The organism is Sphingomonas sp. P4_G3 (assembly GCF_056401105.1).
Map to the genome: position 1 here is coordinate 62139 of NZ_JBFUJZ010000005.1, position 12175 is coordinate 74313.

Here is a 12175-nt window from a genome sequence, read left to right on the forward strand (position 1 = left end):
TACAGGGCAGTTTTTGACGGCAAGAGCTTTACTCGCGAGCAACTGCCGTTCAGACGGCCCTTGTCCCGTTGCTTGATCGGAACGGCCGGCAGGTGCCCGGCACGATTTAGCACGAGCGCTCGGCTTGCTGCCAAGCGAGAGACGCGAGCACGGGCAGGTCGGCCGCGAGCCGTCCCGCTTCCGCGGAAGCGGCCGTTCCACGGAGCATCCGCGCCTTGATGCCGTGGCAGATCGCGGCGAAGCGGAAGAAGTTGAACGCGACGTAGAAGTCCAGGTGAGGAATCCCCGCGCGTCCGGTCCGGCGGCAATAGGCCGCGACATAATCCTCCTCGCTCGGGATGCCGAGCTTGGCCAGATCGCTATCCGCCAGCCCGGGAATGGTGAGCGCAGGCATCCGGTACATCATCAGGTGATAGGCGAAGTCGGCGAGCGGATGGCCGAGCGTCGACAGCTCCCAGTCGAGCACCGCGCGGACGGCGAAGGCGTCGGGCGCGAAGATCAGATTGTCGATGCGAAAATCGCCATGGACCAATGTCGTCTCGGCACCCGCCGGGATATGCTCGGGCAGCCAGGCGATCAGCCGGTCCATATTGGCGTCGCGGCCGGCGATATCGTCCGCCAGATACTGGCGCGACCAGCGCGCGACCTGCCGCTCGATATACTGGCCGTGACGCCCGTACCTGCCGAGCCCGACCGCTTCCGGATCGATCGTATGAAGCTGCGCGATCGCGGCGTTCATCGCGTCGTAGATCGCGGCGCGCGCCGCCGTGGTTTCGCCGGACAAGGTCGCGTCCCAGAATATCCGGCCGTCGACCATGTCCATCACATAGAACCAGGTGCCGATCACCGCGTCGTCGGTGCACAGCGCATGAACGTGCGGCACGGGAAAACCCACGCCTTCGACCGCGCGGATGACCTGCGCCTCGCGATCGACCGCGTGCGCGCCGGGCAGCAAGGTGCCGGGCGGCTTGCGGCGCAGGACGTAGCGGCGGCTGGGCGTGACCAATTTGTAGGTCGGGTTGGACTGGCCTCCGTTGAACTGCTCGACATGCAACGGGCCTTCGAAGCCGGGGACATTGGCGGCCATCCAGTCCGCGAGCCGTTCCTCGTCGAAGCGATGCGCGAGACGGACTGCGCCGGTGCCGGCGAACGAGTCCGCGGTCATTGCGCGGCGATCCAGTCGCGCTTGATCTTCTTGGCGAGGCTCCATTTGTGGACCTCGGTCGGTCCGTCATAGATGCGGAAGGCGCGCACCTCGCGAAAGACCTGTTCGACGATCGTATCACCCGACACGCCGGTTCCGCCCATCGCCTGGACGCAGCGATCGGCGATCCGCATCAGCGCCTCGCTGACCGCGACCTTCGCCATCGAGCTCTCGACGGTGCCGAGCGCACCCGTATCGAGCACGCCCGCGCACCAATCGATCATCAATTCGGCCTGTTTCAGGTCGATTACATTCTCGGCGAGCATGAACCCGACACCTTCATGGTCGATCAGCGGTTTACCGAACGCCTGGCGGCGATTGGCGTAGTCGGTCGCGATCTCGTTCGCGCGGGTGCAGGCGCCGAGCCAGCGCATGCAATGCGTCAACCGCGCCGGCGCCAACCGGACCTGCGCTAGCTTGAAGCCGTCTCCGGGTGCGCCCAGCATCTGGTCTGCGGTAACCCTGAGCCGCTCGATCGCGACGATCGCATGGCCGCCCGGCATCGACGAATCGATCGTGTCGAGCACGCGTTCGATGCGGATCGCGGGATCGGGCAGATCGACGAGGAACAGCGAGGCGCCTTTCTCGGCCTTGGCCATGACGATGCCGACCCTGGCGCCTTCCGCGCCGGTGATGAACGCCTTGCGCCCGTCGATCCGCCAGCCATTGCCGTCGCGCGTCGCGATCGTCTGCAGCATCGACGGATCCGACCCCGCACCGCCGTCCGTCGCGGGTTCGGTCATGAAGAAGGCCGAGCGCGCCTCGCCGGCGACGAGCGGTGCGAGGAAGCGCGCTTTCTGCTCCGCCGTCGCGACCTTGCCGAGCAGGTACATATTGCCTTCGTCGGGCGCCGCGACATTGACCGCGACGGGACCGAGTGGCGAGAGGCCGGCCGCGCGCAAGATGACGGCGACCTCGCGATGATGCAGGTGCGTGCCATTCGCCAGGATATGCGGCGTCAACACGCCGGCCGCGCGCGCCTTGCCACGAAGCTCGGTGACCAGTTCGTCGCTCGGCCCGTGTGGACCGCACCGCGGATCGCGCTCATAAGGGGCAACCACGTCGCGGACGAAGGCTTCCACCTTGGCGGCGATGCCGGCGGCGCTCATCGCGGCGCCATCCGGATCGCGCCGTCGAGCCGGATCACTTCGCCGTTGAGCATCGGATTGGTCACGATCGTCTCAACCAAAGCGGCATATTCCTCGGGCCGTCCGAGCCGGCTGGGATGCGGCACCTGGGTCCCGAGCGATTCCTGCGCGGCGGGCGGCAAACCCATCAGCATCGGGGTCAGGAAGATGCCCGGCGCGATCGTCATGACGCGGATGCGATGCTGGGCGAGATCGCGCGCCAGCGGCAGGGTCATGCCGACCACGCCGCCTTTCGATGCGGCATAGGCGGCCTGGCCGACCTGGCCGTCATAGGCTGCAACCGATGCGGTATTGACGATGACGCCGCGTTCCTCGCCGATCGGATCGGCGGCGGCCAATCGCGCGGCGAAGCGCGCGATCACCGCGAAACTGCCGACCAGATTGACCTCGATCGCCTGGCGGAATGCCGACAGCGGGTGGGGGACATTCTCCTTACCCACCGTCTTGATCGCGGGCGCGACGCCCGCGCAATTGACCAGGATCCGCGCGATTCCGTGCGCGGCTTCGGCTTCAGCCAGAGCCGCGTCGATCGCCGCGTCGTCGGTGACGTCGATCTGGGCGAACAGCCCGCCGATCGCGGTTGCATGCGCCGCTCCGGCAGCGCCGTCGCGATCGAACAAGGTAACCTTCGCCCCGCGCGCCGCGAGCATCGCCGCGGTCGCGCCGCCCAGCCCCGACGCGCCGCCGGTGACGATCGCTGCCGCATTCCCGATTTCCATAGTCTGTCTCTCCGGTTTTATTGCGCGGTCGAGCCGCCGTCGACGACGAGTTCGGCCCCGGTCATGTATTTCGACGCGTCGCTTGCCAGGAACAGGATCGCGTCGGCGATCTCCTCAGGCGTGCCGATCCGGCCGACCGGTATGTCGGCGAGCAGGCGGGCGGCGATCGCGGGGTCGGCATGAACGCCGGCGCTGAGCGGCGTGGCAATATGGCCCGGATGGATCGAATTGGCGCGCACGCCATTGCCCAAAGCCGCGCATTCGAGCGCGGTCGCCTTGGTGAACATCCGGACCGCGCCCTTCGCCGCGCAATAGCTGCCGGTATTGGCGGCGGCGGCGATCCCGCGGATCGACGACATGTTGACAATCGCGCCGTTCCCCGATCGCCCGAGGAGCGGCAGCAGATGTTTCGTCGCGAGGAACACGCTGTCGAGATTGACCGCCATGATCGCGCGCCAATGGTCGAGCGTGGTGTCCGCAATCGACCGGAACACGCCGAACCCGGCATTGTTGACCAGGATATCGAGGCGTCCGGCGTCCCGATCGATCTCGTCGGCCAGCTTCGCCCAGGCGGGTTCGTCGGTAACGTCCATCGTGACGCCGCGATGCCGGCCATCGCCGAGCGACTCGACCGCCGCGGCCAGCCCGTCGGCATTGCGGTCGACCAGGATCACGGCTGCGCCCGCCGCGGCGAAGCGGCGTGCGGTCGCGAGCCCGATTCCCGATGCCGCGCCGGTCACCAGCGCGACCTTGACCGTTAGATCGTACATCCGAAAGCCGCCTTTCCTAATCCTCGTCACGCTGACCAAACCGTCCGTTGACGTGTTCGCGATCCTGCCGTTAGCATAACCGTCCGACCGGTTGGTCTAGCAAAAAGGAGAGGCGCGCAATGACCGCAGCTGCGGTAACACTCGACGCCGTGGGCCGTGTTCGGGCCCATGCGCCGAAGACCTTGGCGGGGTATCGCCGCTTCCGGTCGGTGATCGAGAATGACGGCGCCTTGCCGAAAACGCTCAAGCATCTGTTCGTCGCGGCGGCGGCGTGCGCGAAAGGCTATCCCGACATGACCGAGCGCGAATTGCGCGCGGCGGCAGCGGCGGGGCTCGACGTCGAGCTTGCCGGATGCACGGTGGCGATCCTCGCGAGTTCACGTGGCGAAGGCGCCGCGCTGCGCTTCGAATCGATCTATGCGCGCGTCTATCCCGACAGTGCCCGGATCGAGGCCGACGAGCGCGAGTTGGTCGTCGCGCCGGGCGAAGCCGAGCAGAATTTCCTCTCTTATTTCACGACGATGCCGCCATCGCTCGGTAAGCTGCTCGATCTCGTGCCGGTCGGCGGTGACGCTTATTATCTGATGCGCGAGGGAACGCTGTCGGGCACCGCGCTCGAACCGCGCCATGCCGAGCTGTTGCTGGTGACGGTGCTGGCGGCGGATTACAGCAACTGGGCGTCGGTCCATATGGACGGTGCCCGGCGCGCGGGCGCCAGCGAGGCCGAAGTCGCCGAGGCGGTATTGTGCGCGGTGCCGGTCGCCGGTCTGTCGGCCTGGGTGGTCGGCGCGACCGCGATGGATGCCGGGGCGAAATGAACAAGGCGGCGCGTCTTGAGTTCGCGATCGTGCCGGGGCACGTCCTGGATATAACAGGGAAAGGATGATCGATGGGCGCCAAACCAGCGCGAAAACGTCGGACCACCGAAGCGCATGACGAAAAGCGCATCGAAATCATCCAGCATTGCGCCGCCTTGTTCGATAAGGTCGGTTTTCACAACACGTCGATGCAGATGCTTGCCGACGAAGTGGGACTGGGGAAGCCGACGCTCTATCACTATTTTCCCAGCAAGCTGTCGATCCTCTACGCGATCCACGACACGCACATCTCTGCGCTGCTGGACGGACTGAAACACGAAGCGGGCACCGATCCGGCCGACTCACTGCGCTCGGCGTGCGTCGACATCCTCGGCCAGATCGCGACGCATCCCGGCTATGTCCGCGCTTTCATGGACAATTACGGCGACCTCGAAGGCAAGATGCGCGACGCGATCCGTACCCGCCGCCGCGACTATTTCGACGGGGTCAAGGCGCTCATCATCGAAGGCGTGGAGAGCGGCCGGTTCCGCGCGGTCGACCCGGTGATCACGACCTACGGTTTCCTCGGCATGTGCAACTGGGCGTATAAATGGTATCCTCCAATGGCGAAAACGCGCACGCCCGAAGAGGTCGCCGATGCATTGTGCGGTCCATTCTTCGATGGCCTGAAGGCGGGATAGGACGCGATGCACGTCAACGAGGACATGCTGGCCGCGGTGCGTGTCCGATCGCTGGCGGAAATCCGGCCGGCTGCGGAAGCGTTGCGCGACGCGGTGCACGGCCTGGCCGGGCTGAAGGTCGCGGTCACCGACAATATCGCCGCGGCCGAGCCGATGAAGGATGCCGAGGGCATAATCCTGGCCGGCGACGTCTTCGGTTTTTCGGGCGAGGATTCGCGCTGGTGGCGATTTCCGCAGCTGGCGCTGACCTCTCCGCTGCCGATGGCGTGCCGGTTCGAGAGCGAGCCGTTCTGGTGCAACGCGGATGGTATCCGCACCCGCACGCCCAACGCGTTGCTCGCCGGGCTCGACCTCACCAACTTTCGCGAGCGCGCGCTGACCAGCGCGGCGATCGTCGCGCCGATCCATCTGCCGTTCGGGCAGATCGCGGCGGCGAGCTTCCTGTCGCCCGATCCCGCGGTCGACGATCTTTCCGCGCCGTTCGAGGCGGTCGGCGAGACGCTGGCGTTGCTCGCGCGCATCTTCGTCGCGAGCTACGTCAAGGTAACCGAGCGGCGCCCGGCCAGCATCGCGCGGGTGATGCTGACCAAGCGCGAGGTCGAATGCCTGCGCTGGGCGGCTGCGGGCAAGACCAATGACGAGATCGCAATGATCATCAATCTCAAGCGCACCACGATCCGCTTCCACATCCGTTCGGCGGCGCAGAAGCTCGACGCGGTCAACCGCGACCAGGCCTTGTTCAAGGCCGCGCAACTCGGCTTCCTCGGCACCCTGCGCTAGCGCGAAACGCTAGCTGACCCATTGGACAGAGGCGCTGACCGACCTGCCTGACTAGGTTTCTGGGCAGGAGGAAGGATATGCCTGATCTGGCACCGCCGATCGACGACCGGTTGCTGCATCTCGACGCGGACGGCGCCCTGGCGCTGCTGGCGGCGCGCGAGCGCGAGAGCGGGCGGCTGGTGTTCCCGGCGCCGGGAGACGCCGATCCCGAGCGATACGAATCCGTCCTGTTGCCGCGCGAAGGCCGGCTCTGGTCGTGGACGATCCAGCGCTTCCGGCCCAAATCGCCGCCTTATGCCGGGCCCGAGGCGTTCGCGCCTTATGCCGTGGGTTATGTCGCGCTCGGCGATGCGATCATCGTCGAGGGGCGGCTCACCGGCGCGCCGCTCGACGGCTTCGCGATCGACATGCCGATGCGCCTCGTCGCTGAGCCCTTCACGCTCGAAAGCGGCGAGCGGCGGACGACGTTCGCCTTCGCCCCGATCACGGAGAAAGCGGCGTGAGCGGCGTCTATATCGTCGGCGCCGGCATCCATCCGTTCGGGCGCACGCCGGAACGAACCGGGCTGCAGCAGGGCGTGTTCGCGGTGCGCCAAGCGCTCGGGCGCGCGGGGCTCGACTGGCGCGACATCCGGTTCGCTTATGGCGGGTCGGATGCCGCCGGCAAGGCCGATACGATGGTGTCCGAGCTCGGGCTGACCGGCCTCCCGTTCATCAACGTCGCCAATGGCTGTGCGACCGGCGGGTCGGCGATGTTCGGCGCCTATTCGACGATCAAGTCGGGCGAGTTCGACCTCGGCATCGCGGTCGGCTTCGACAAGCATCCGCGCGGCGCGTTCGATCCCAAGCCGGCCGAATGGGGCCTGCCCGATTGGTATGGCGAAACTGGACTGATGCTGACCACGCAGTTCTTCGCGATGAAGATTCAGCGCTACATGGCGATGCACGGCATCACCAATGGCACGCTGGCGGCGGTTGCCGAAAAGGCGTTCGCGAACGGCGAGCTGGCCGACCATGCCTGGCGGCGCGAGCCGGTCGATGCCGAGACGATCCTGTCCTCGACGATGGTCAGCGACCCGCTGACCAAGTTCATGTTCTGCTCGCCCGCTGAAGGCGCGGTCGCGCTGATCCTAGCCAGCGAGGCGAAGGCGAAATCGCTTGGCCTGCCGGCAGTCCGCCTGCGCGCGGCGTCGGTGCGCAGCCGCCCGCCGGGGTCGTTCGAGGTCTTCTCGCCCGCGCTCGACATCGACCGTGGCCTCTCGCCCACCAACATCGCGTCGCGGGCCGCCTATGAAATGGCGGGGGTCGGGCCCGAGGATGTGGACGTCGCTCAGCTCCAGGACACCGAGAGCGGCGCCGAGATCATGCACATGGCCGAGAACGGTTTCTGCGCCGATGGCGAACAGGAAGCGTGGATCGCCGAAGGCCGCACTCGGATCGACGGGATTCTGCCGGTCAATACCGACGGCGGCTGCCTTGCCTGCGGCGAGCCGATCGGCGCGTCCGGGCTGCGCCAGGTGTACGAGAACTACGTCCAACTGACCGGGCAAGCGGGCGCGCGGCAAGTGCCGGGCGACCCGCGGATCGGGTACAGCCACGTTTACGGCGCGCCCGGCGTCTCCGCCGTAGCGATCGTGGAGCGCGCCTGATGGACCTCGCGCTCTCGCCCGAACAACGCGCTTTCCGGGAAGAGGTACGCGGCTTCCTCGACACCGTGCTCACCCCCGTGATGCGGCGCGGCGCGGCGCTGACCTCGGGCGTGTTCGCCGAGCCCGATGTCTACCGCGCGTGGCAGACGGCGCTCGATGCGCAGGGGTGGCTGACCTATTTCTGGCCGGCGAGTGCGGGCGGACCCGGTTGGGGCGCGGTCGAGCGCTGGATCTTCGAGACCGAATGCGCGCGGGCCGGCGCGCCGATACTGCCCGGCATGGGTCTTAAGCTGGTCGGGCCGGTACTCTACACTTACGGCACGCCCGAGCAGCAGGGGCGCTTCCTGCCCGCGCTGCGGTCGGGCGAGCATGTCTGGGCGCAGGGTTTCTCTGAGCCGGGCTCGGGCTCCGACCTCGCCAGCCTGCGGACCCGCGCGGTGCGCGACGGCGACGATTATATCGTGACCGGGCAGAAGATCTGGACCACCCAGGCACAGTTCGCCAACTGGCTGTTCGCACTGGTGCGCACCGATGCCGCGGTCAAACCGCAGGCGGGAATCTCGTTCGTGCTGATCGACATGACCTCGCCCGGCGTCACCGTCCGCCCGATCCTGAGCGCGTCGGGTGACCATGAGCTCAACGAGGTGTTCCTCGACGACGTTCGTGTACCCGTCGCCAACCGCATCGGCGCGGAAGGCGAGGGCTGGGGCATCGCCAAGTTCCTGCTTGAGAACGAGCGTGGCGGGACGGGTTATGCTCCGCAGTTACTGGCCGATCTCGACCGACTGGTTGCCGCGGCATCGCCGCTCGGCGCGCTGCTCGCCGATCGCGCGGTGCAGCTGCGGCTCGAAGCCGAGGCGCTGGAAATGACCGAATTGCGCACCCTGCTTGAAATCGAGCAAGGTCAGGCGCCGGCCCCGCGCAGCCTCGCGGTCAAACTGATCGCGTCGGAAATCCGCCAGGGGATCGAGGCGCTGGCGGTCGATGCGTTCGGGCTTGCCGGACTCCAGCTGCCCACCGAACGCCCGTTCCACGCGGACGATGCTCGGTTATTGGTCGGCCCGCCCGAGGCGGGGCTGGCCGCAGCCCGCTATCTCAACGCCCGTGCCTGGTCGATCTTCGGCGGGACGAGCGAGATCCAGCTCAACCTGATCGCGCGCGCCGCTCCGGCCGCGCCCTGACTTTCGCGAAAGGATCGCATTCGTGCCCGACGCCTATATCGTTTCCGCCAGACGTACCGCCGGCGGCCGCCGCAACGGGCGGCTCGCCGGTATCCACCCCGCCGATCTGGGTGCGCGCGTGCTCGACGCGATCGTCGCGGAGACCGGGGTCGATCCGGCGGCGATCGACGACGTCATCATCGGCTGCGTCAGCCAGATCGGCGAGCAGACCTTCGCGCTCGGGCGCAACGTCGTGCTGGCGTCCTCGTTGCCCGACAGCGTGCCGGCGGTGACGATCGACCGCCAATGCGGGTCCTCGCAACAGGCGCTGCATTTTGCCGCGCAGGCTGTGATGTCGGGCACCCAGGATCTGGTGATCGCAGGCGGCGTCGAAAGCATGTCGCGCGTGCCCATGGGCTCGCCGGTGACGCTGGCGGCGCAGGCGGGGATCGGCGAGGGACCGTTCGCGAAGAGCATCCAGGCGCGTTATGGCGTCCCGGCATTCAGCCAGTTCACCGGCGCGCAGATGGTCGCCGACAAATACGGCCTCGACCGTGATACGCTCGACCGTTTCGCGCTGAACAGCCATCGCAAGGCCGCCGCCGCGATCGAAGCGGGGGCATTCGCGCGCGAAATCGTCCCGGTCGCGGTGACGACGCCCGAAGGCGGCCGGCTGGTCCACGAGCGCGATGAGGGCGTCCGCGCCGATGCCAGCCTCGAATCGATTGGGTCGGTCAAGTTGCTGACCGAGGGCGGCAGCCTGAGCGCGGCGACCGCAAGCCAGGTGTGCGACGGGGCGAGCGGGGTGCTGGTCGCGTCCGAAGCCGCGGTCAAGGTGCACGGGCTGACCCCGCTGGCGCGCATCCACAACCTGACCGTTACCGCGGGCGATCCCGTTATCATGCTCGAGGAACCGATCCCGGCGACGCGGCGTGCGCTCGAGCGGGCCGGCCTTGCGCTCGATGATATCGACCTGTTCGAGGTCAACGAAGCGTTCGCGTCGATCCCGCTGGCCTGGCTCAAGGCGATCGGCGCCGATCCGGCCCTACTCAACGTCAATGGCGGCGCGATCGCGCTCGGCCATCCGCTAGGGGCTACGGGGACCAAGCTGATGGCGACTCTGATCCATGCGCTCCATGCGCGCGGCGGGCGCTACGGCCTCCAGACGATGTGCGAGGGCGGCGGGATCGCCAACGTCACGATCGTCGAGCGGGTCTGACATGCGGCTGGAGCCGAGTGAGGAACAGACGATGCTGCGCGATATGGTCGCGCGGTTTCTTGCTGATCGCGGTGAGGCGGCAGCGATCGGGGCCGCGCCGATGCCGGCGGCCGACTGGCGTGCGATGGCCGAATTCGGGCTGTTCGGCTTCCTGCTGCCCGAGCGTGCCGGCGGCATGGGTGGCGGATCGGACGACGTGATGATCGTCGCGGAGGCGCTGGGTCGGGGGCTGGCGATCACGCCTTTAGGCGAGGCCGTGCTCGGCGCGGCCGACATCGTGGCGCGATATGGCGACGACTTGCTCGTCCGGCGGTTGGTCGCGCCGGCCATAGCGGGCGAGGCGATCCTGGCGCTGGCGGTTGGATCGCTGCGCGAGGAGGCTGGCAGCGTCTCGGGCAGGGTCGAATTCGTGCGCTGGGCGCCGCAGGCCTCGGCGCTCGTCGTGCTGGGGGATGACGCCGCTTATGTCGCAGCGCTCGATACGGATGCCGCCACGCTGACGCCGCGGCGGCTCGCCGACGGGACACCGGCGGCCTGCGTCACGCTGACCGATTGCGAGGCCGCGCGGATCGCGCTGCCTGCCGGCGCTGCAGAGACGGCGCTGGCCATGGTCGACCTCGCGCATGCCGCGGAGATGATCGGGGTGATGGCGCTGCTCTACGCGCAGACCGCCGATTATGCCGCGACGCGGCGTCAGTTCGGCGCGGCGATCGGCACCTTCCAGGCGGTACAGCACAAGCTCGCTCGGATGTTCGTCGCGCTCGAACAGGCGCGCTCGCTGACGATCAAGGCGGCCGCGACTGGGCGGGAGGATGCGGACTTCGGGCGCGCCGCGCGATCGGCCAAGGCCTATGTCGCCCACGCGGCGCAGTTCCTCGCCGAGGAAGCGGTGCAGCTTCACGGCGGGATCGGCGTCACCGATGAATTGCCGGTCGGGCGAGGCTTGCGGCGGATAATGGTGCTCGCGCGGCTGTTTGGCGGCGCGGCGGATGCTCGCGCCAGACTGGCGGCATGACCATCAACCGCCGCTGGACGCTGGCGCGGCGTCCGGACGGGCCGGTTGCGATCGACGATTTCGCACTGGTCGAGGTGCCGTTCGTCGCGCCGCCGCTGAACGATGGCGAGATATTGGTGCGCAACCACATGTTCGCTATCGCGCCGACGATCCGCAACTGGCTCAACCCGCCGGGGCGCAGCGATCGCGGGTCGATCCCGATCGGCGGGGTGATATCGGGCATGGCGGGATGCGAAATAGTCGCCTCGCACCACCCCGGCTGGCAGATCGGGGATCGCCTGATCGCGATGGCGCGCTGGGAGGATTGGAGCGTGATCGCGCCCGATACCGCCGCAGTGCCGGCGTTTCGGCTGTCCGCCGAGATGGATTTTGCCCAGGCACTGGGGCCGCTCTCGCTCAACAGCCTGACCGCCTATTTCGGGATGACCGAGGTGGGACGGGTCGCCGCGAACGACGTAGTGCTGGTGTCGGGAGCGGCCGGCTCGGTTGGGTCGGTCGCCTGCCAGATCGCGCGGATCCTGGGTGCGCGCGTGATCGGGATCGCAGGTGGCGCGGACAAATGCGCTTGGCTGCGTGAGACCTGCGGCGTCGAGGCGATCGATTATCGCGGCGAAGACGTGGGCGCGCGCCTCACGGAACTATGCCCGGCCGGGATCGATCTGTTCTTCGACAATGTCGGCGGCGCGATCCTCGATGCCGCGATCGACTGGATGGCGGCGCACGGGCGGGTCGTGCTGTGCGGCCAGATCGCCGCTTATGACGGCGACGGGCCGGCGCGGGGACCAAGCGACATGATGAAACTGGTCTATCGGCGGCTCAGGATGGAAGGCTTCGTCGTCGGCGATTTCGTTGACCGCGCCGACGAAGCGCGGATGGCCTTGAGCGCATGGATCGACAGCGGCGCGCTCACGGTGCGTGTTGACGAACGGTACGGCTTCGACGCGATCCCGGCTGCGTTCGTCGACCTATTCGCGGGGCGCAATGCCGGGACGCTGATCGTCGCGGCGGACTGAG

The 12175-nt window shown here is 67.7% G+C and carries 13 protein-coding genes; 9 read left to right on the top strand and 4 right to left on the bottom strand.

What is annotated here, in order from left to right; all coding sequences use genetic code 11:
* Positions 1 to 106: 106 nt before the first annotated feature.
* Genes AC1DQQ_RS14495 through AC1DQQ_RS14510 form a run of 4 tightly spaced genes read right to left on the bottom strand, consistent with a single transcriptional unit; the run spans position 107 to position 3841 of the window.
* Positions 107 to 1165, bottom strand: a complete 1059-nt coding sequence (locus tag AC1DQQ_RS14495) for a phosphotransferase (protein ID WP_478045574.1) — start codon at positions 1163 to 1165, stop codon at positions 107 to 109.
* Positions 1162 to 2313 carry an acyl-CoA dehydrogenase family protein gene (locus tag AC1DQQ_RS14500; protein WP_478045575.1) on the bottom strand — a complete coding sequence of 384 codons (1152 nt, stop codon included), beginning with the start codon at positions 2311 to 2313 and terminating at the stop codon, positions 1162 to 1164. The genes AC1DQQ_RS14495 and AC1DQQ_RS14500 overlap by 4 nt, the downstream gene beginning before the upstream one ends.
* On the bottom strand, positions 2310 to 3071 hold the full coding sequence (locus AC1DQQ_RS14505) for an SDR family NAD(P)-dependent oxidoreductase (RefSeq protein WP_478045576.1): 762 nt from the start codon (positions 3069 to 3071) through the stop codon (positions 2310 to 2312). Before AC1DQQ_RS14505 ends, AC1DQQ_RS14500 begins: the two co-directional genes overlap by 4 nt.
* 17 nt (positions 3072 to 3088) lie before the next feature.
* Positions 3089 to 3841 carry an SDR family NAD(P)-dependent oxidoreductase gene (locus AC1DQQ_RS14510; RefSeq protein WP_478045577.1) on the bottom strand — a complete coding sequence of 251 codons (753 nt, stop codon included), beginning with the start codon at positions 3839 to 3841 and terminating at the stop codon, positions 3089 to 3091.
* A gap of 119 nt (positions 3842 to 3960) precedes the next feature.
* Between AC1DQQ_RS14510 and AC1DQQ_RS14515 the strand changes: the two genes are divergently transcribed.
* From AC1DQQ_RS14515 to AC1DQQ_RS14555, 9 genes are all read left to right on the top strand, one after another.
* A complete protein-coding gene (locus AC1DQQ_RS14515) occupies positions 3961 to 4659 on the top strand; it encodes a carboxymuconolactone decarboxylase family protein (RefSeq protein ID WP_478029605.1) in 699 nt (232 codons plus the stop codon).
* Between the two features lie 71 nt (positions 4660 to 4730).
* Positions 4731 to 5339, top strand: a complete 609-nt coding sequence (locus tag AC1DQQ_RS14520; protein ID WP_478029606.1) for a TetR/AcrR family transcriptional regulator — start codon at positions 4731 to 4733, stop codon at positions 5337 to 5339.
* 6 nt (positions 5340 to 5345) lie between these two features.
* Positions 5346 to 6119 (top strand): helix-turn-helix transcriptional regulator, encoded by a 774-nt coding sequence (locus tag AC1DQQ_RS14525; protein WP_478045578.1) that lies wholly within the window; start codon positions 5346 to 5348, stop codon positions 6117 to 6119.
* A gap of 77 nt (positions 6120 to 6196) precedes the next feature.
* Positions 6197 to 6622, top strand: a complete 426-nt coding sequence (locus tag AC1DQQ_RS14530; RefSeq protein ID WP_478045579.1) for a Zn-ribbon domain-containing OB-fold protein — start codon at positions 6197 to 6199, stop codon at positions 6620 to 6622.
* Positions 6619 to 7767 carry a thiolase family protein gene (locus AC1DQQ_RS14535; RefSeq protein WP_478045580.1) on the top strand — a complete coding sequence of 383 codons (1149 nt, stop codon included), beginning with the start codon at positions 6619 to 6621 and terminating at the stop codon, positions 7765 to 7767. The genes AC1DQQ_RS14530 and AC1DQQ_RS14535 overlap by 4 nt, the downstream gene beginning before the upstream one ends.
* A complete protein-coding gene (locus AC1DQQ_RS14540) occupies positions 7767 to 8948 on the top strand; it encodes an acyl-CoA dehydrogenase family protein (protein ID WP_478045581.1) in 1182 nt (393 codons plus the stop codon). Before AC1DQQ_RS14535 ends, AC1DQQ_RS14540 begins: the two co-directional genes overlap by 1 nt.
* A 22-nt stretch (positions 8949 to 8970) precedes the next feature.
* Positions 8971 to 10146: an acetyl-CoA C-acetyltransferase gene (locus AC1DQQ_RS14545; protein ID WP_478045582.1), complete on the top strand. Its 1176-nt coding sequence runs from the start codon at positions 8971 to 8973 to the stop codon at positions 10144 to 10146.
* Position 10147: 1 nt separating this feature from the next.
* Entirely contained in the window at positions 10148 to 11161 is a 1014-nt protein-coding gene (locus AC1DQQ_RS14550; RefSeq protein WP_478042345.1) for an acyl-CoA dehydrogenase family protein, read from the top strand.
* The gene (locus AC1DQQ_RS14555) at positions 11158 to 12174 is read left to right on the top strand and encodes an NADP-dependent oxidoreductase (RefSeq protein ID WP_478045583.1); all 1017 of its coding nucleotides are present in this window, start codon (positions 11158 to 11160) and stop codon (positions 12172 to 12174) included. The genes AC1DQQ_RS14550 and AC1DQQ_RS14555 overlap by 4 nt, the downstream gene beginning before the upstream one ends.
* Position 12175 lies beyond the last annotated feature (1 nt).